18 protein-coding genes are annotated in these 19495 nt (G+C 69.8%); 14 read left to right on the top strand and 4 right to left on the bottom strand.

The window, feature by feature from the left end:
* Positions 1–29: 29 nt before the first annotated feature.
* The 9 genes from HED23_RS21755 (at position 30) to HED23_RS21715 (ending at position 10279) form a co-directional block, all read left to right on the top strand.
* Positions 30–782, top strand: a complete 753-nt coding sequence (locus HED23_RS21755) for a YebC/PmpR family DNA-binding transcriptional regulator (RefSeq protein ID WP_033304359.1) — start codon at positions 30–32, stop codon at positions 780–782.
* A 112-nt stretch (positions 783–894) separates the two neighbouring features.
* Entirely contained in the window at positions 895–1428 is a 534-nt protein-coding gene (gene ruvC / locus HED23_RS21750; RefSeq protein ID WP_203185059.1) for a crossover junction endodeoxyribonuclease RuvC, read from the top strand.
* Positions 1425–2051: a Holliday junction branch migration protein RuvA gene (ruvA, locus tag HED23_RS21745; RefSeq protein WP_203185058.1), complete on the top strand. Its 627-nt coding sequence runs from the start codon at positions 1425–1427 to the stop codon at positions 2049–2051. Before ruvC ends, ruvA begins: the two co-directional genes overlap by 4 nt.
* A gap of 82 nt (positions 2052–2133) precedes the next feature.
* Positions 2134–3219 (top strand): Holliday junction branch migration DNA helicase RuvB, encoded by a 1086-nt coding sequence (gene ruvB, locus HED23_RS21740; protein WP_203185057.1) that lies wholly within the window; start codon positions 2134–2136, stop codon positions 3217–3219.
* 169 nt (positions 3220–3388) lie between these two features.
* Positions 3389–3856 (top strand): preprotein translocase subunit YajC, encoded by a 468-nt coding sequence (gene yajC / locus HED23_RS21735; RefSeq protein ID WP_203185056.1) that lies wholly within the window; start codon positions 3389–3391, stop codon positions 3854–3856.
* A gap of 147 nt (positions 3857–4003) precedes the next feature.
* Positions 4004–5758, top strand: coding sequence for a protein translocase subunit SecD (gene secD / locus HED23_RS21730; RefSeq protein WP_203185055.1), 1755 nt, complete (start codon positions 4004–4006; stop codon positions 5756–5758).
* Between the two features lies 1 nt (position 5759).
* On the top strand, positions 5760–6869 hold the full coding sequence (secF, locus tag HED23_RS21725; RefSeq protein ID WP_203185054.1) for a protein translocase subunit SecF: 1110 nt from the start codon (positions 5760–5762) through the stop codon (positions 6867–6869).
* Positions 6866–7423 (top strand): adenine phosphoribosyltransferase, encoded by a 558-nt coding sequence (locus HED23_RS21720; RefSeq protein WP_203185053.1) that lies wholly within the window; start codon positions 6866–6868, stop codon positions 7421–7423. The genes secF and HED23_RS21720 overlap by 4 nt, the downstream gene beginning before the upstream one ends.
* Positions 7424–7591: 168 nt before the next feature.
* Complete coding sequence (locus HED23_RS21715) at positions 7592–10279, top strand: RelA/SpoT family protein (protein WP_203185052.1); 2688 nt, start codon at positions 7592–7594, stop codon at positions 10277–10279.
* 52 nt (positions 10280–10331) lie between these two features.
* Here the strand turns inward: HED23_RS21715 and HED23_RS21710 are convergent, their stop codons facing one another.
* The 3 genes from HED23_RS21710 to HED23_RS21700 form a co-directional block, all read right to left on the bottom strand.
* Positions 10332–10937, bottom strand: coding sequence for an ALF repeat-containing protein (locus HED23_RS21710; protein ID WP_203185051.1), 606 nt, complete (start codon positions 10935–10937; stop codon positions 10332–10334).
* A gap of 206 nt (positions 10938–11143) precedes the next feature.
* Complete coding sequence (locus HED23_RS21705) at positions 11144–12373, bottom strand: DUF349 domain-containing protein (protein ID WP_203185050.1); 1230 nt, start codon at positions 12371–12373, stop codon at positions 11144–11146.
* A gap of 189 nt (positions 12374–12562) precedes the next feature.
* A complete protein-coding gene (locus tag HED23_RS21700; RefSeq protein ID WP_203185049.1) occupies positions 12563–13351 on the bottom strand; it encodes a peptidylprolyl isomerase in 789 nt (262 codons plus the stop codon).
* 147 nt (positions 13352–13498) lie between these two features.
* Here HED23_RS21700 and HED23_RS21695 point away from each other — a divergent pair, with 147 nt between their 5' ends.
* The 4 genes from HED23_RS21695 (at position 13499) to HED23_RS21680 (ending at position 17976) form a co-directional block, all read left to right on the top strand.
* On the top strand, positions 13499–14185 hold the full coding sequence (locus HED23_RS21695) for an MBL fold metallo-hydrolase (RefSeq protein WP_203185048.1): 687 nt from the start codon (positions 13499–13501) through the stop codon (positions 14183–14185).
* Positions 14186–14200: 15 nt separating this feature from the next.
* Complete coding sequence (gene hisS, locus HED23_RS21690) at positions 14201–15463, top strand: histidine--tRNA ligase (protein WP_203185047.1); 1263 nt, start codon at positions 14201–14203, stop codon at positions 15461–15463.
* 462 nt (positions 15464–15925) lie between these two features.
* Positions 15926–16561, top strand: a complete 636-nt coding sequence (locus tag HED23_RS21685; RefSeq protein ID WP_203185046.1) for a vitamin K epoxide reductase family protein — start codon at positions 15926–15928, stop codon at positions 16559–16561.
* A 44-nt stretch (positions 16562–16605) separates the two neighbouring features.
* Positions 16606–17976, top strand: coding sequence for a replication-associated recombination protein A (locus HED23_RS21680; RefSeq protein ID WP_203185045.1), 1371 nt, complete (start codon positions 16606–16608; stop codon positions 17974–17976).
* 7 nt (positions 17977–17983) lie between these two features.
* Here HED23_RS21680 and HED23_RS21675 read toward each other — a convergent pair whose 3' ends face one another.
* Entirely contained in the window at positions 17984–18685 is a 702-nt protein-coding gene (locus tag HED23_RS21675) for a DUF2470 domain-containing protein (protein WP_203185044.1), read from the bottom strand.
* Positions 18686–18873: 188 nt separating this feature from the next.
* On the opposite strand from HED23_RS21675, the gene rpsD reads away from it, so the two are divergent.
* Positions 18874–19488 (top strand): 30S ribosomal protein S4, encoded by a 615-nt coding sequence (rpsD, locus tag HED23_RS21670; RefSeq protein WP_031097728.1) that lies wholly within the window; start codon positions 18874–18876, stop codon positions 19486–19488.
* Positions 19489–19495 lie beyond the last annotated feature (7 nt).

Below are 19495 nucleotides of genomic sequence, written 5' to 3'. Positions count from 1 at the left end.
CGATTTTGGTGACGCGAAGGAGAAGGCAGATGTCCGGCCACTCTAAATGGGCTACGACGAAGCACAAGAAGGCCGTGATCGACGCCAAGCGCGGCAAGCTCTTCGCGAAGATGATCAAAAACATCGAGGTCGCGGCCCGCACGGGCGGTGCCGACGTGTCCGGCAACCCGACTCTCTTCGACGCCATCCAGAAGGCCAAGAAGAGCTCGGTCCCGAACAAGAACATCGACTCGGCGGTCAAGCGCGGCGCCGGCCTCGAGGCCGGTGGCGCCGACTACGAGACGATCATGTACGAGGGTTACGGCCCGAACGGCGTCGCGGTGCTCATCGAGTGCCTCACCGACAACCGCAACCGCGCAGCGTCCGACGTCCGTGTCGCGATGACGCGCAACGGCGGTTCGATGGCGGACCCGGGCTCGGTCTCGTACCTGTTCAACCGCAAGGGCGTCGTGATCGTCCCCAAGGGCGAGCTGACCGAGGACGACGTGCTCGGAGCGGTGCTCGACGCGGGTGCCGAGGAGGTCAACGACCTCGGTGACACCTTCGAGGTGCTCAGCGAGGCCACCGACATGGTCGCGGTCCGCACGGCGCTCCAGGAGGCCGGCATCGACTACGACTCGGCCGAGGCCAACTTCGTCCCGACCATGCAGGTCGAACTGGACGAAGAGGGTGCGCGCAAGATCTTCAAACTGATCGACGTCCTGGAGGACAGCGACGACGTGCAGAACGTCTTCGCCAACTTCGACGTCTCCGACGAGGTCATGGAGAAGGTCGACGCCTGAGGCGGCGGAACCGGGACGGGCCGACGGGACACACCCCGTCGGCCCGTCGCATTGTCAGCGGTAGCCGATAGCCTGCGGGAACAGATGACCGAGCGGCGGAGGGGGCCCATTCATGCGGGTGCTGGGCGTGGACCCGGGGCTGACCCGGTGCGGCGTCGGAGTCGTCGAGGGAGTGGCCGGACGGCCGCTCACCATGGTCGGCGTCGGAGTCGTGCGGACCTCGCCCGACGCGGAGCTCGGGCACCGGCTGGTCGCCATCGAGCAGGGCATCGAGCAGTGGCTCGACGAGCACCGGCCCGAGTACGTCGCCGTGGAGCGGGTGTTCAGCCAGCACAACGTGCGTACGGTGATGGGCACCGCGCAGGCCAGCGCCGTCGCCATGCTCTGCGCGTCGCGCCGCGGCATCCCGGTCGCCCTGCACACCCCGAGCGAGGTGAAGGCCGCCGTCACCGGATCGGGACGCGCCGACAAGGCCCAGGTCGGGGCCATGGTCACCCGGCTGCTGCGGCTCGCCGCGCCGCCCAAGCCCGCCGACGCCGCCGACGCCCTCGCCCTCGCCATCTGCCACATCTGGCGCGCGCCCGCGCAGAACCGACTGCAGCAGGCCGTCGCCGCCCACCGCACGCTGAAAGGCCGTACCGCATGATCGCCTTCGTCTCCGGCCCGGTGGCCGCCCTCGCCCCGGCCACGGCCGTCATCGAGGTCGGCGGCATCGGCATGGCCGTCCAGTGCACCCCGGACACCCTCGCCGGTCTGCGGATCGGCAAGGAGGCCAGGCTGGCCACGTCCCTGGTCGTCCGGGAGGACTCGCTCACCCTCTACGGCTTCGCGGACGACGACGCGCGGCAGGTGTTCGAGCTGCTCCAGACCGCCAGCGGCGTGGGTCCCCGGCTCGCCCAGGCCATGCTCGCCACCCACAGCCCGGACGCCTTGCGCATCGCCGTCGCCACCGGCGACGAGAAGGCACTCACCGCCGTGTCCGGCATCGGCAAGAAGGGCGCCCAGAAGCTCCTCCTCGAGCTCAAGGACCGGCTCGGCGAACCGGTCGGCGCGCACATCGGGCAGCAGGGCATCGGCTCCGCCGTCAGCAGCTCCTGGCGTGACCAGCTCCAGGCCGCCCTGATCGGCCTCGGCTACGCCACCCGTGAGGCCGACGAGGCGGTGACCGCCGTGACACCGCAGGCCGAGGCCGCGATCGCCGGCGGAGGCCAGGCCCCCGTGCCACAGCTGCTGCGTGCCGCCCTGCAGACACTCAACCGCGCACGCTGACCCCAGGGGCCCCACCGGCCCCGTACGCCGGCCGGAACACCGCACGGACCGGCACCGAAGAACCCGAGGCGGGACTGACGAGATGAACTGGGACGAGACCGGATCCGACGCCGGCGAACTCACGGACGAGCGACCGGACGACCGCCTGGTCGACGCCGGTGCGGACGGCGAGGACACCGCGGTCGAGGCCGCCCTGCGCCCGAAGGACCTCCACGAATTCGTCGGCCAGGAGAAGGTGCGCGAACAGCTCGACCTGGTCCTCAAGGCGGCCCGTGCCCGGGGAGCCACCGCCGACCACGTCCTGCTCTCCGGCGCCCCCGGCCTGGGCAAGACCACCCTCTCCATGATCATCGCGGCGGAGATGGGCGCACCGATCCGGATCACCTCCGGCCCCGCGATCCAGCACGCCGGAGACCTCGCGGCGATCCTGTCCTCGCTCCAGGAGGGCGAGGTCCTCTTCCTCGACGAGATCCACCGCATGTCGCGGCCCGCCGAGGAGATGCTCTACATGGCGATGGAGGACTTCCGGGTCGACGTCATCGTCGGCAAGGGCCCCGGCGCCACGGCCATCCCGCTGGAACTGCCACCGTTCACGCTCGTCGGCGCCACCACCAGGGCAGGACTGCTCCCGCCGCCGCTGCGCGACCGCTTCGGCTTCACCGGGCACATGGAGTTCTACGCCCCCACCGAGCTGGAGCGGGTCATCCACCGCTCCGCCGGTCTGCTCGACGTAGCCATAGACACGGAGGGCGCGGCGGAGATCGCCGGCCGCTCCCGGGGCACGCCCCGTATCGCCAACCGTCTGCTGCGCCGCGTCCGTGACTACGCCCAGGTCAAGGCCGAAGGACGGATCGACCGCGACATCGCCGCCGCGGCCCTGCGGGTGTACGAGGTCGACGCCCGGGGGCTCGACCGGCTGGACCGCGCGGTGCTCGGCGCCCTGCTGAAACTCTTCGGCGGAGGTCCCGTGGGGCTCTCCACCCTCGCCGTGGCCGTGGGGGAGGAGCGCGAGACGGTCGAGGAGGTCGCCGAGCCCTTCCTCGTGCGGGAAGGGCTGCTCGCGAGGACCCCGCGGGGCAGGGTCGCCACCCCGGCGGCGTGGGCTCACCTCGGACTCGTGCCACCGCAGCACGGCGCAAAGGGACAACAAGGCCTGTTCGGGGCGTGACACAGGACGGGCTGGCCAGCAGGGGAACCACGGTGCGATGCTGGACGTTGTTCCAATGATGCGGACTCGCTTAGACTCCGCCGATGCCGCCCTTAAAGGTCGGTGTACCCACCCCCGTAGACCAGGCCGCGTGAATATCAGCGTGGTCGTGCGAAGGAAGTTCCGTCCCGTGAGTCTCGTGACCCTCCTCCCCTTCATCGTGCTCATCGGGGCCATGTTCCTGATGACCCGGTCCGCCAAGAAGAAGCAGCAGGCGGCTGCGCAGATGCGCAACGACATGCAGCCCGGTACCGGCGTCCGGACGATCGGGGGCATGTACGCCACCGTCAAGGAGATTCAGGACGACACGGTTCTCCTCGAGGTCGCGCCGGGCGTCCACGCCGTCTACGCCAAGAACGCCATCGGTGCCGTCCTCGACGACGCGGAGTACAACCGCATCGTCCACGGCGACGACGAGCTGGAGAGCGACGGCACGGTCGTGCCCGACGACGCCTCCTCGCTCACCGACGGCGAGCCGGCGGACGACGACGTCGCGAAGATCGACCTGGGCAAGAAGCCCGAGGACGTCGACGCGCCGAAGGGCTCCGAGGCCAAGGGCTCCGAGGCCAAGGCCGACGGCGAGGGCGACGCGAAGTAGTTCCACGACCCAGAGACGCCGGACACCCACAGGTGTCCGGCGTCTCACGGGCCGTGCGGTCTTCTGCGGGGGCGGGTCCCCACAACACTTCGTGGCCGCTCGGGCGCGTACCCGGCGCGGGGCGGTTGGACAGGGAGAAACGAAAAGGTGGCAGCACCGAAGAAAGGCCGGGGCTCAACCGGTGGACAGGGCAAGCCGGGGCGTGCCCTGGCTCTGATCCTCATCGCCATGGTCGCCCTGACCGGCGGGATGTTCCTGTCAGGTCACACCACGCCCCGGCTCGGTATCGACCTTGCGGGCGGCACCTCGATCACCCTCAAGGCGAAGAGCCAGCCCGGCAAGCCTGAGGCGATCAACGAGACCAACATGAACACCGCGGTCAGCATCATCGAACGCCGTGTCAATGGTCTGGGCGTCTCCGAGGCCGAGGTTCAGACCCAGGGCGCATCGAACATCATCGTCAACATTCCCAAGGGGACGAATTCGAAGCAGGCCCGGGAGCAGGTCGGAACCACCGCCCAGCTCTACTTCCGGCCCGTGCTCACGGTCACCGGCGGAGAACCGACCCCCGAGGGTTCCGCCACCCCGTCCCCGAGTGGTTCCGGGAAGCCGAGCGCCACGCCCAGTGCGAAGGCGAGCGACCCGGAGACGGCCTCCGATCCGAAGACGACGCCCTCGGCGAGTGCCACCACCCAGGGCCGGGCCGTCACCGGCGCCCTGACGAAGGACACGACGCCGACCCCCTCCGCCAGCGCCCCCGGTGCTGCGGAGACCCCGGCGGGCACCGAGACGCCCGACGCCGCCACCGCGGCGCTCGAGAAGAAGTTCACCGCGCTGAACTGCACCGACGAGTCCGCCCGTGCCAAGGCCGGCGACGGCGTCAAGCCCGAGGACCCCACGGTCGCGTGCAGCTCCGAGGGTGATGCCAAGTACCTCCTGGGCCCGGCCGAGGTCTCCGGTACGGACGTCGACGACGCGAAGGCCCAGTTCGACCAGCAGCGTGGCATCTGGCTCGTCTCCATGGAGTTCACCGACAAGGGCTCCAAGAAGTTCCAGACGATCACGAAGAAGCTGTCGGCGCAGCAGTCCCCGCAGAACCAGTTCGCGATCTCCCTCGACGGTGAGGTCGTCTCCGCACCCCAGGTGAACGAGACGCTCAGCGGCAGCGCCGAGATCTCCGGCAGCTTCACCCAGCAGTCGTCGGAGGACCTGGCCAACGTCCTCTCCTACGGCGCGCTCCCGCTGTCCTTCAGCGAGGACACGGTCACCACCGTCACCGCGGCCCTCGGCGGCGAGCAGCTCGAGGCCGGTCTCATCGCCGGTGCCATCGGACTGGCGCTGGTCGTCATCTACCTGGTGGCCTACTACCGAGGTCTGGCGCTCATCGCGCTTCTCAGCCTCCTGGCGTCCGGCGTGCTGACCTACACGATCATGGCTCTGCTCGGCCCGGCCATCGGCTTCGCGCTGAACCTGCCGGCCGTCTGCGGTGCCATCGTGGCTATCGGTATCACCGCGGACTCGTTCATCGTCTACTTCGAACGCATCCGGGACGAGATCCGCGAGGGCCGCACGCTCCGACCGGCCGTCGAGCGCGCCTGGCCCAGGGCACGGCGCACCATCCTCGTGTCCGACTTCGTGTCCTTCCTCGCCGCGGCCGTGCTCTTCCTCGTCACGGTCGGCAAGGTCCAGGGCTTCGCGTTCACCCTCGGTCTCACGACCCTGCTCGACGTCGTCGTGGTGTTCCTCTTCACCAAGCCCGTGATGACGCTCATGGCCCGTACGAAGTTCTTCGCCAGCGGTCACCCGTGGTCCGGCCTGGACCCGAAGCGGCTCGGCGCCAAGCCCCCGCTGCGCCGCTCCCGCCGCGTCAACGTCCACACCGACCACCCGAAGGAGGCGTGAGATGTCGCGACTCGGCAATCTCGGCGCCCGGCTCTACCGTGGCGAGGTCGGTTACGACTTCATCGGCAAGCGCAAGCTCTGGTACGGCGTCTCGATCCTGATCACCATCACGGCCATCCTCGGCGTGGTGGTCAGCGGCCTGAACATGGGCATCGAGTTCAAGGGCGGTGCCGTCTTCACGACCGACACCAAGGCCAAGGTGTCCGTCTCCCAGGCCCATGAGGACGCCGTCGCGGCCTCCGGCCACGAGGCGATCGTCCAGGAGCTCGGCAACGGCGGACTCCGGATCCAGATCACCGAGGTCGACACCCAGAAGGCCGACGAGATCAAGGCCCAGCTCTCCGAGGACCTCGGCATCCCCGAGGCGGAGATCAACGCGGACCTCGTCGGCCCCAGCTGGGGTGAGCAGATCGCCAACAAGGCGTGGGCCGGACTCGGGATCTTCATGGTCCTGGTGGTGGTCTACCTGGCCATCGCCTTCGAGTGGCGCATGGCCGTCGCCGCGCTCATCGCGCTGATCCACGACATCACCATCACCGTCGGTGTCTACGCCCTCGTGGGCTTCGAGGTCACCCCGGGCACCGTGATCGGTCTGCTGACCATCCTCGGTTACTCCCTCTACGACACGGTCGTCGTCTTCGACAGTCTCAAGGAGGGCACGACCGGGATCACCAAGCAGACCCGCTTCACCTACAGCGAGATCGCCAACCGCTCCATCAACGGCACGCTGGTGCGCTCGATCAACACCACTGTCGTGGCCCTGCTGCCTGTCGCCGGTCTGCTGTTCATCGGCGGCGGTGTGCTCGGCGCGGGCATGCTGAACGACATCTCGCTGTCCCTCTTCGTCGGCCTCGCGGCCGGTGCGTACTCCTCGATCTTCATCGCCACCCCGCTGGTCGCCGACCTCAAGGAGCGCGACCCGCAGATAAAGGCACTGAAGAAGCGGATCCTCGCCAAGCGGGCCGCCGCGGCCGCCAAGGGCGAGTCCGTCGAGGACGAGCGTGACGACCGGGCGCAGGACCTCGACGACGACGGCGAACGCGCCGGTGCCGTCGTCGGCCAGCGCAGGCAGCCCGGAGGCCACGGCCGGACTCCGAGGAACCGCCGATGACCAGCGCGGGCGTCACCGACGCCACCCGGGAGCTCCTGCTCAGCCGGATCCGCGACGTGCCGGACTACCCGAAGCCCGGAGTGCTGTTCAAGGACATCACCCCGCTGCTCGCGGACCCGGTCGCCTTCAGCGCGCTCACCGACTTCTTCGTGGAGCTGTGCCTTCGGCACGGGGCCACCAAGATCGTGGGCCTGGAGGCGCGCGGCTTCATCCTGGCCGCGCCGGTGGCGGTCCGTGCCGGGATCGGCTTCGTGCCGGTCCGCAAGGCGGGGAAGCTGCCCGGCGCCACGCTGGGACAGGCGTACGAGCTGGAGTACGGCACGGCGGAGATCGAGATCCACGCCGAGGACCTGGCCGCCGACGACCGGGTCATGGTCATCGACGACGTCCTGGCCACCGGCGGCACCGCCGAGGCCTCGCTGGAGCTGATCCGCCGGGCCGGGGCACAGGTAGCCGGGGTGTCGGTCCTCATGGAGCTCGGCTTCCTCACGGGCCGCGCCCGGCTCGAGGCGGGGCTGCGGAACGCCCCGCTGGAGGCACTGATCACCCTCTGACCTGCACCGCGCGGCTGACGCGCGCGTAGGGACGTACAGGACGGGTACCCGGGAACATCCGGGTACCCGTCCTGCGTTCCGAGGGGTTCCGCACTCCGCGGGAGAGGACCTGCCCGGGGGTCGATACGATGGGCATTCCGGTAGCCCGGATCCGCACGAGGAGCGCTCTTGCCAGACGAGGCCCAGCCAGTCGCCGCCCCGCAGCCCGAAAGGCCCGCGGCGGGCTCCGCCACGCCCGGGAAGCCGCAGCCCGAAGGTGCGGGTGAACCCGCGCAGGGATCCGGCCGGGCTCCGGCAGACCAGACGCCCGCCGCCGAGGCGAAGCCGACCCCGCCTCCGGGTACGAAGCCGACGCCCCCTCCTGGTACGAAGGCCGCGCCGTCCTCCGGGGCGAAGCAGGAACCCACCGCGAAGCAGGAACCCACCGCGAAGCAGGAACCCACCGCGAGGCCCGCCACCGGATCCGCAGCGCCCAAGCCCCCGGCACCCGCGCCCGCGGCGAAGCCCCCGGTCCGGCCCGCGGCAACCCCGCCGGCCCCGTCCACCCGCTCCGGCGGCTCCTCGAACCGGGTCCGGGCCCGTCTCGCCCGGCTGGGCGTGCAGCGCTCCAGTCCGTACAACCCGGTCCTCGAACCCCTCCTGCGTACGGTCCGGGGCAACGACCCGAAGATCGAGTCCGCCACACTGCGCCAGATCGAGAAGGCCTACCAGGTCGCCGAACGCTGGCACCGGGGCCAGAAGCGCAAGAGCGGCGACCCGTACATCACCCATCCGCTCGCCGTCACCACGATCCTCGCCGAGCTCGGTATGGACCCGGCGACCCTGATGGCCGGGCTGCTGCACGACACCGTCGAGGACACCGAGTACGGCCTGGACACCCTGCGCAAGGACTTCGGCGACCAGGTCGCCCTGCTCGTCGACGGCGTGACCAAGCTGGACAAGGTCAAGTTCGGCGAGGCCGCCCAGGCGGAGACCGTGCGGAAGATGGTCGTCGCCATGGCGAAGGACCCCAGGGTCCTCGTCATCAAGCTCGCCGACCGGCTGCACAACATGCGCACCATGCGCTACCTCAAGCGGGAGAAGCAGGAGAAGAAGGCCCGCGAGACCCTCGAGATCTACGCGCCGCTGGCACACCGCCTGGGCATGAACACCATCAAGTGGGAGCTGGAGGACCTCGCCTTCGCGATCCTCTACCCCAAGATGTACGACGAGATCGTCCGCCTCGTCGCCGAGCGCGCACCCAAGCGTGACGAATACCTCGCCATAGTGACCGACGAGGTCCAGGCCGACCTGCGTGCCGCCAGGATCAAGGCCACCGTCACCGGACGGCCGAAGCACTACTACAGCGTGTACCAGAAGATGATCGTGCGGGGCCGCGACTTCGCCGAGATCTACGACCTGGTGGGCATCCGCGTCCTCGTCGACACCGTCCGCGACTGCTATGCGGCGCTCGGCACCGTCCACGCCCGGTGGAATCCGGTGCCCGGGCGGTTCAAGGACTACATCGCGATGCCCAAGTTCAACATGTACCAGTCGCTGCACACCACGGTGATCGGTCCCAGCGGCAAGCCCGTCGAGCTCCAGATCCGCACGTTCGACATGCACCGCCGCGCCGAGTACGGCATCGCCGCGCACTGGAAGTACAAGCAGGAGGCCGTCGCGGGCGCCTCCAAGGTCCGTACCGACATCCCCAAGAACACGGGCGGCGGCCGCGGCCAGGACACCGTCAACGACATGGCGTGGCTGCGCCAGCTCCTTGACTGGCAGAAGGAGACGGAGGACCCCAGCGAGTTCCTGGAGTCCCTGCGCTTCGACCTGTCGCGCAACGAGGTCTTCGTCTTCACGCCGAAGGGCGACGTGATAGCGCTGCCCGCCGGGGCGACGCCGGTCGACTTCGCGTACGCCGTCCACACGGAGGTCGGCCACCGGACCATAGGAGCACGGGTCAACGGGCGGCTCGTACCGCTGGAGTCGACGCTCGACAACGGCGACCTGGTGGAGGTCTTCACCTCCAAGGCGGCCGGCGCCGGGCCCTCCCGTGACTGGCTCCAGTTCGTCAAGTCGCCCCGGGCACGCAACAAGATCCGCGCCTGGTTCTCCAAGGAACGGCGCGACGAGGCGATCGAGCAGGGCAAGGACTCCATCGCGCGGGCCATGCGCAAGCAGAATCTGCCGATCCAGCGGATCCTGACCGGCGACTCCCTTGTCACGCTGGCGCACGAGATGCGCTACCCCGACATCTCGTCGCTGTACGCCGCGATCGGCGAGGGCCATGTCGCCGCGGCGGGCGTCGTCCAGAAGCTCGTCCAGGCGCTCGGCGGCGAGGACGCGGCCAACGAGGACCTGGCGGAGAGCTCGCCGCCCTCGCACGGGCGCAGCAAGCGCCGGTCCAAGGCGGACCCGGGTGTCGTGGTCAAGGGCGTCGAGGACGTCTGGGTCAAGCTGGCCCGGTGCTGTACGCCCGTACCCGGGGACCCGATCATCGGGTTCGTCACCCGGGGCAGCGGTGTCTCCGTGCACCGCGCGGACTGCGTCAACGTCGACTCGCTCTCGCAGCAGCCCGAGCGGATCCTCGACGTGGAGTGGGCGCCCACCCAGTCGTCCGTCTTCCTGGTCGCCATCCAGGTGGAGGCGCTCGACCGCTCCAGGCTGCTCTCCGACGTCACCCGCGTGCTTTCCGACCAGCACGTGAACATCCTGTCGGCGGCCGTGCAGACCTCACGCGACCGGGTGGCCACCTCGCGGTTCACCTTCGAGATGGGCGACCCCAAGCACCTGGGACACGTCCTCAAGGCCGTACGCGGCGTGGAGGGCGTCTACGACGTCTACCGGGTCACCTCGGCGCGGCGGCCTTGAGGACGCCGTGTCCGGCAGGCGCCCGGCCTGCCGGACACGGGTCCACGACCACCTACGCGTCGACCTCGTACTGGCCGTACTCCAGGAAGTGGCGCATCTCCTCGGGTGTTCCCTCGATGGCCTCCAGGACCGCGGCGCGCAGGGCGTCGCTGATGCCGGGACGGTTCAGGATGCTGACGATGGCGACGCGGTCGTCCTCGGCCTGGGCGAGGCGGTAGCCGGTTTCGAGCCAGGCGCGCTTCTCTTCGGGGGTGCTGTCGTCGAGGAGTGCGTTGATCTCCTTGATGACTCGTCTGCCGGAGTCGGGGTCGGCGAGTATGCGGGAGAGGGCGACGGTGTCGTCCTCGGCCTGGGCGAGTCGGTAGCCGGTTTCGAGCCAGGCGCGCATCTCCTCCGGCGTACCGGAGTCGAGGAGCGCGTTGACCTCGCGGACGACTCTCCTCCCGGAGTCCGGGTCGGCCAGGATGCGGGAGAGGGCGACGCGGACGTCGTCGTCGGACATCTCGTCCACCGGGGTCTCCAGGACCGCGGCCGCCGGTGACACAGCCACATGGGCGGGCGAGGACACGGGTCCGGCGGCGAAGGCCGGGCCGGCCAGAAGGAGCGCCGGGGCCAGGGCGGTGACGGCGACGGTCAGGGCGGCACGGGTGGGTCTCATGGGTGAACCTGCCTCAAGGTCGTAGTGAACTCGGTGCCGGCACGCGTGCGCGTGCCGACCAGCAGATCATCGCGCCTGGGTCTGACAAGATCACCGGTGGATGTCGGCAGCGCTGCACCGCTCCTCGTTGCCGTGTACACACGCGAGAGGGGTTCCCGTACGCCAGGCGTACGGGAACCCCTCTCGTCTCGGACGGTTCGTCCGGCTCAGCCGCCGAATTCCTCCAGGCCCTTCAGCGCCTGGTCCAGCAGTGCCTGCCGGCCCTCGAGCTCCCGGGAGAGCTTGTCGGCCCGGGCGTTGTTGCCCGAGGCGCGTGCCGTGTCGATCTGCGTGCGCAGCTTGTCCACGGCTGCCTGGAGCTGGCCGGTCAGGCCCGCGGCGCGTGCCCGCGCCTCCGGGTTCGTCCGGCGCCACTCGGACTCCTCGGCCTCCTGGAGGGCCCGCTCCACCGCCTGCACCCGGCCCTCGACCTTCGGGCGGTCGTCACGCGGGACGTGGCCGATGGCCTCCCAGCGCTCGTTGATGGAGCGGAAAGCGGCCCTGGCCGCCTTCAGGTCCTTCACCGGGACCAGCTTCTCGGCCTCGGAGGCGAGCTCCTCCTTGAGCTTGAGGTTCTCGCCCTGCTCCGCGTCCCGCTCCGCGAAGACCCCGCTGCGGGCCGCGAAGAACACGTCCTGGGCGCCGCGGAAGCGGTTCCACAGCTCGTCCTCGGCCTCGCGCTGCGCGCGGCCCGCGGCCTTCCACTCGGTCATCAGGTCGCGGTAACGCGCGGCCGTCGCACCCCAGTCGGTCGAGCCGGAGAGCGACTCGGCCTCGGCGACCAGCTTCTCCTTCACCTTGCGGGCTTCCTCGCGCTGGGCGTCCAGCGCGGCGAAGTGAGCCTTGCGGCGCTTGGAGAAGGCCGAACGGGCATGCGAGAAGCGGTGCCACAGCTCGTCGTCGGACTTGCGGTCCAGACGAGGCAGCCCCTTCCAGGTGTCGACGAGCGCCCTCAGGCGCTCACCCGCCGACCGCCACTGCTCGCTCTGCGCCAGTTCCTCGGCCTCCACGACGAGCGCCTCCTTGGCCTGACGGGCCTCGTCGGTCTGCTTCGCCTTCTGGGCCTTGCGTTCCTCACGGCGCGAGTCGACCGTCGCGACGAGCGCGTCCAGCCGCTTGCCGAGCGCGGTGAGGTCGCCGACGGCGTGGTGCTCGTCGACCTGCTGACGAAGGTGCTCGATCGCCGCCGTGGCGTCCTTCGCCGACAGGTCGGTGGTCTTCACCCGCCGCTCGAGGAGGCCGATCTCGACCACCAAGCCCTCGTACTTGCGCTCGAAATAGGCCAGGGCCTCCTCAGGGGTACCGGCCTGCCACGATCCGACGACCTGCTCGCCCTCGGCCGTACGCACGTACACGGTGCCCGTCTCGTCGACACGGCCCCACGGGTCGCTGCTCACAGCGCCTCCTCCACCTGATGCATCGAGGGGGTTCGCCCCCCGTGCATCGTCCACAGTTTCCTGGGGCGGGCAGCGCCCGCCCTGCACAACGCCAATCTAGGCGACGGGCCACCCGGCTGTCCGCACTCAGCGCGGCTGAAATTCTCCGGTGCGCTCCAGGAACCCCGAGCCGGGTGGCCACACCTGGGGTCAGGCCTTGTCGACCGTCGCCTTCTCGACCGTGACGGCCTTCTTCGGAGCACCGTCGCCCGCCCCTTCGGCGACGCCCGCCTCGGCGATCTTCTTGACGGCCTTCAGGCCCGCGTCGTCCATGGTGCCGAACGGCGTGTAGCTGGGCGGCAGTTTTGTGTCCTTGTAGACCAGGAAGAACTGGCTGCCGCCCGTGCCCGGCTGGCCGGTGTTCGCCATCGCGACGGTGCCCGCCGGGTACGTCACCGATCCGTCGGCCCCAGCCTTGCCCAGCGCGGTCAGATTCTCGTCCGGGATCGTGTAGCCGGGACCGCCCGTCCCGTCGCCCTTGGGGTCACCGCACTGCAGGACGAAGATGCCCTCCGTGGTCAGCCGGTGGCACTTCGTGTCGTCGAAGTACTTCTTGTCCGCGAGCGCCTTGAACGAATTCGTGGTGTGCGGGGTCTTCGCCGCGTCCATCGCGATGGCGATGTCACCCTGGCTCGTCGTGAGCGCCATCGAGTACTTGGCCTTCTTGTCGATCTTCATCGCGGGCTCGGGAGCCTTGCTCTCGCTCTCCGAGGGCGACGCCGACGGGTCGGCGCTCGCAGCCGCGTCCGCGGGCTTCTTCGACTCGTCGCCGTCGAGCGAGACATACGCGCCCGCACCGATGACCGCCACGACGGCCACCGACGAGGCGATGATCACCGTGAGACGCCTGGTCCGCCGGCGCGCTTCCTCCCGACGCTGCTGCTGCCGCTCGAACTTCTCCCGGGCGAGCTGCCGCCGCCGCTGATCGCTGCTGACCACCGGATGGTCTCCTTGTACGTCGTGTGATCGGTCCTGGAATGCCCGTACGGTATATGGGTTAGCTGTGGAATGAGGAGCGCCGGTAGTCTCTGGACTGCCGCATTCGCCTCCGCGGCCCTCCTCGTCGGACGAACACTAAGGACGATCGTGCTCATTGCCGGGTTCCCCGCCGGGGCCTGGGGGACCAATTGCTACCTGGTCGCCCCCGCCGCCGGCGAGGAGTGCGTGATCATCGACCCGGGCCACCAGGCCGCGCAGGGCGTCGAGGAAGCGCTGAAGAAGCATCGGCTCAAGCCCGTCGCCGTCGTCCTCACCCATGGCCACATCGACCACGTCGCCTCGGTCGTCCCCGTGTGCGGGGCCCACGACGTCCCCGCCTGGATCCACCCCGAGGACCGCTACATGATGAGCGACCCCGAGAAGGCGCTGGGCCGCTCCATCGGGATGCCGCTGATGGGCGAGCTGACCGTGGGTGAACCGGACGACGTCAAGGAGCTGACCGACGGTGCCCGGCTGAAGCTCGCGGGTCTGGAGTTCGGCGTCGCGCACGCGCCCGGCCATACCAAGGGGTCGGTGACGTTCAGGATGCCCGAGGCCGCGGAGGTCCCGCAGGTCCTCTTCTCGGGCGACCTGCTCTTCGCCGGCTCCGTCGGACGCACCGACCTGCCCGGCGGCGACCACGCCGAGCTGCTCGAGTCGCTGGCGCGCGTGTGCCTGCCGCTCGACGACTCGACCGTGGTGCTGTCCGGCCACGGCCCCCAGACGACCATCGGCCGCGAGCGCGCCTCCAACCCGTATCTGAACGGTCTGGACGCGCCCCGCCGAGGAATGTGACGAGAGAAAAGAACCGTGAGTACCTTCCAGGCCCCCAAGGGCACGTACGACCTGATCCCGCCGCGCTCCGCGAACTTCCTCGCGGTGCGGGACGCGATCTCCGCACCCCTGAAGAACTCCGGCTACGGCTACATCGAGACACCCGGCTTCGAGGACGTCGCCCTGTTCTCACGCGGTGTCGGTGAGTCCACCGACATCGTCTCCAAGGAGATGTACGCCTTCGAGACCAAGGGCGGCGACAAGCTCGCGCTGCGCCCCGAGGGCACCGCGTCCGTGCTGCGCGCGGCGCTGGAGGCCAACCTGCACAAGGCGGGCAACCTGCCCGTCAAGCTCTGGTACTCGGGTTCGTACTACCGCTACGAGAAGCCGCAGGCGGGCCGTTACCGCCACTTCTCACAGGTGGGTGCCGAGGCCATCGGGACCGAGGACCCCGCGCTCGACGCCGAACTGATCATCCTGGCCGACCAGGCGTACCGGTCGCTCGGCCTGAGGCAGTTCCGCATCCTGCTGAACTCGCTGGGCGACAAGGAGTGCCGTCCCGTCTACCGGGAGGCGCTCCAGACGTTCCTGCGCGACCTGGAGCTCGACGAGGAGACCCGGCGACGCATCGAGATCAACCCGCTGCGGGTCCTCGACGACAAGCGGCCCGACGTCCAGAAGCAGCTGACCGGGGCCCCGATGCTGCGCGACTTCCTCTGCGACGCCTGCAAGGCGTACCACGAGGAGGTCCGCGACCTGCTGACGGCGGCCGGCGTGGTGTACGAGGACGACGAGAAGCTGGTCCGGGGCCTCGACTACTACACCCGCACCACCTTCGAGTTCGTCCACGACGGTCTGGGCTCCCAGTCCGCGGTGGGCGGCGGCGGCCGCTACGACGGTCTGTCCGAGATGATCGGCGGCCCGTCCCTGCCCTCGGCCGGCTGGGCGCTCGGCGTGGACCGCACGGTGCTCGCCCTGGAGGCCGAAGGCATCGAGCTCGGAATCCCCGCCACCACCAGCGTGTACGCCGTGCCGCTCGGCGACGAGGCGCGGCGGGTGCTCTTCGGTCTGGTCACGGAACTGCGGAAGGCCGGGATCGCCACGGACTTCGCGTTCGGCGGCCGGGGTCTGAAGGGCGCGATGAAGAACGCGAACCGCTCCGGTGCCCGCTACACGATCGTGGCCGGCGAGCGTGATCTCGCCGAGGGCGCGGTCCAGCTCAAGGACATGGAGTCCGGTGACCAGGAGCCGGTCGCGCTCGACGCGCTCGTGGCCACCGTGCAGGCCAAGCTGGCCTGAGCGCCACGCTGCTCACCACTGTGCCCGCCCGGCCCGCCCGGGCGGGCACCAGCCCGTCGGGGCGCCCTCGTCCCCGGCCCCCTGCCCGCAGCCCGGGTCAGGGGCCGCTGACGCCGAGCACGCCTGCGTCGTCACCGCGCGGGTCCGGGGGGACGCACGCCGCACCACCTTCCGTTCCGTCAACTCCGCGAAAGCGGATTCACCTTGCCGGACGATCCCGTTTCCGGGCCGCCGAGCGATGCCGGGCGACTGCCCGTCCGGTGCCGAGTACGGGCACTGTCGCCCCGGTGCGGCTGCGGAGACCGGCGCGACGTGCGTTGCGCCAGGGGTGCGAGGGGCTCCGGGGCCTCCCTGTTCCGGACCTCGTCGCGCACGCCTTTATGCCGATCGAACGGTTGACCGCAACGGCGGTGCGGCACAATGTCCATGCCCCGGCCGGCTACACAGTGATGGAACGGCGATATGACGATGGCAGCGGTAGACCACCCCTCATCCCGGCAGGACGAGGACAACGGCGCGAAGACCTACGGCGGCAGTCGCGCGCTCGCGCTGCTGCTGGTGATCACCGGCGCGGCCGGGCTGCTCGCCGCCTGGGTGATCACGATCGACAAGTTCAAGCTGCTGGAGGACCCGAGCTTCACCCCGGGCTGCAGCCTGAACCCGGTGGTCGCGTGCGGCAACATCATGAAGAGCGAGCAGGCCGCCGCCTTCGGCTTCCCCAACCCGATGCTCGGCATCGCCACCTACTCGGTGGTCATCGGCATCGGCATGGCGCTCCTCGCCGGCGCCCGCTTCCGCGCCTGGTACTGGCTTGGCCTCAACGCGGGCACGCTGTTCGGCGTCGGTTTCTGCACCTGGCTGCAGTACCAGTCGCTGTACAACATCAACTCGCTCTGCCTGTGGTGCTGCCTGGCCTGGGTCGCCACGATCGTCATGTTCTGCTACGTCACCACGCACAACATCAAGCACGGCATCCTGCCCGCACCCGCCTGGCTGCGGAACGCCCTCACCGAATTCCACTGGGTGCCGCCGGTGCTCTGGATCGGGATCATCGGCATGCTGATCCTGACCCGCTGGTGGGACTTCTGGACCAGCTGACGCGCCGGGCGGTCCTGTCAGTGGGGTGACATAGGCTTCCTCACGTGGAGCCCGACCTCTTTACCGCAGCAGCCGAAGACCGCCAGGAGAAGGACCCGTCCAGCAGCCCCCTCGCTGTCCGGATGAGGCCTCGTACGCTGGACGAGGTCGTCGGCCAGCAGCATCTGCTCAAGCCGGGCTCGCCGCTGCGCCGCCTGGTCGGTGAGGGCAGCGGAGGGCCTGCGGGTCCCTCGTCGGTGATCCTCTGGGGCCCGCCCGGCACGGGAAAGACGACCCTGGCGTACGTGGTCAGCAAGGCCACGAACAAGCGCTTCGTCGAGCTCTCCGCGATCACCGCGGGCGTCAAGGAGGTCCGGGCCGTCATCGAGGGCGCGCGCCGTGCCACCGGCGGCTTCGGCAAGGAGACCGTCCTCTTCCTCGACGAGATCCACCGCTTCTCCAAGGCCCAGCAGGACTCCCTGCTCCCCGCCGTGGAGAACCGCTGGGTCACGCTGATCGCGGCCACCACGGAGAATCCGTACTTCTCGATCATCTCCCCCCTGCTGTCGCGATCCCTGCTCCTCACCCTGGAGCCCCTCACCGACGAGGATCTGCGCGCGCTCCTGCGCCGGGCGCTGACCGACGAGCGAGGGCTGGGCGGCGCCGTCACCCTGCCCGATGACGCCGAGGCTCATCTGCTGCGCATCGCGGGCGGTGACGCGCGGCGTGCGCTGACCGCACTGGAGGCGGCCGCGGGAGCGGCCCTCACCACGCACGAGCGGGAGATCACACTCACGACGCTCGAGGAGACCGTCGACCGCGCCGCCGTGAAGTACGACCGTGACGGCGACCAGCACTACGACGTGGCGAGCGCCCTGATCAAGTCGATCCGCGGCTCCGACGTGGACGCGGCCCTGCACTACCTGGCCCGGATGATCGAGGCGGGGGAGGACCCGCGCTTCATCGCCCGGCGCCTGATGATCTCCGCCAGCGAGGACATCGGGCTCGCCGATCCGACGGCACTGCCCACGGCGGTGGCCGCGGCCCAGGCGGTCGCCATGATCGGATTCCCCGAGGCGGCGCTCACCCTCAGCCATGCCACGATCGCGCTGGCACTCGCCCCCAAGTCGAACGCGGCGACGCTGGCGATCTCCGCCGCGCAGGAGGACGTGCGACGTGGCCTCGCGGGCCCGGTCCCGGCCCACCTGCGCGACGGCCACTACAAGGGCGCCGCCAAGCTGGGCCACGCCCAGGGCTACGTCTACCCCCATGACGTGCCCGGCGGTATCGCGGCCCAGGAGTACGCCCCGGACGCCGTCCGCGGCAGGCGCTACTACGAACCCACGCGATACGGCGCGGAGGCGCGGTACGCCGACGTCGCGGACCGGGTCCGTGAGCGGCTCGGGCGGGAGCAGGGCGGTCCGGCGTCCTCGTGACCGCCGCTCAGCAGGCCGCCGCTTCGAAGAGGGTGTGCATCGCTCGGCGCAGCTCGCTGATGTCGCGTACGGGCTCGGGAAATTCGAACCGGGCGTCGAAGCAGGCGTCGCCGCCCTCGACGAAGCGCACCCGGAGGCCGAAGCGGTCGACCGCGACCGGGACGGCGCCGAGCCGGTGCTCCGGGCAGCCGCACTCGGCCCGGTCGCCGAGCAGCGCGGACAGGGTGGCCATCTGCTCGCTGTGGGCGGCGTGCAGATGCTGGAGCAGCTCGGCCTCATGGGTGACCAGCGGGTCGGCCACGGCGTCCCGGAAATCCTCCGGCTCCACCTCCTCGAACCCCCACAGGTCGTCGACCGACGCCTCCCCGGTCTCCAGCCGGAGCATCATCCGGCCCGGCTGTGCGAGCCCCGGTACGGCGGTGAGCCAGCCGGCGACGCGGGCACGGCCGCGGATCCGGTGGGGGACGGAGACCGGTGCGACGTCGGTGATCTCCAGCACGGCGGTCAGTTCGTCGCCCTGGGCACGCGTCGCGGCCCTTACGACCGGGGAATCGGCGGGGAAACCGAGGAACAGGTCCCCTTCGGGACCGATGCTCCTGCTGTCGGGCATCAGCTGGTCGGGATGGATGACCGACAGCCCCGGTACGAGCAGCACCGCGGAGCAGGTACTCTGTACGAGAGTTCGTGTGCGCTCGGCTGCTGACGGCATCCGAGTGTTTTCAAGCCCGCTGGGACGCGGCTGACCACGATCAGATCGGCCTTCCGTCGTAGCAGCACCTTCAGGTGTGCTGCCGCTGTCTGTGCTGTCCGTGACGTGTGTGGTGTTCCCAGGGCGAGACATGCGATCTCCTTGAGTAAGGTAAGCCTAACCTAACCTACAACGGAGGTCTGGAGAACGTGCCTAACCAGTCGCGTCCCAAGGTCAAGAAGTCGCGTGCCCTCGGCATCGCCCTGACGCCGAAGGCTGTCAAGTACTTCGAAGCCCGCCCCTACCCGCCGGGCGAGCACGGCCGTGGCCGCAAGCAGAACTCGGACTACAAGGTCCGTCTGCTCGAGAAGCAGCGTCTGCGTGCGCAGTACGACATCAGCGAGCGCCAGATGGCGCGCGCCTACGACCGCGCCCGTAAGGCCGAGGGCAAGACGGGCGAGGCGCTGGTCGTCGAGCTCGAGCGCCGCCTCGACGCCCTGGTCCTGCGTTCGGGCATCGCCCGCACCATCTACCAGGCCCGCCAGATGGTCGTCCACGGCCACATCGAGGTCAACGGCGGCAAGGTCGACAAGCCGTCCTTCCGCGTGCGCCCCGACGACGTCGTGCAGGTCCGCGAGCGCAGCCGCACCAAGGTCCCCTTCCAGGTCGCCCGTGAGGGTGGCTACGACACGGACGGCGAGACCCCGCGCTACCTCCAGGTGAACCTGAAGGCCCTGGCCTTCCGCCTGGACCGGGACCCGAACCGCAAGGAAATCCCGGTCATCTGCGACGAGCAGCTCGTCGTCGAGTACTACGCCCGCTGATGACGCA

Origin of the sequence: Streptomyces pratensis (assembly GCF_016804005.1) — a bacterium.
Lineage (GTDB): Bacteria > Actinomycetota > Actinomycetes > Streptomycetales > Streptomycetaceae > Streptomyces > Streptomyces pratensis_A.
Note: the sequence above shows the minus strand (reverse complement) of the source record. Positions and strands in the feature narration are given on the sequence as shown.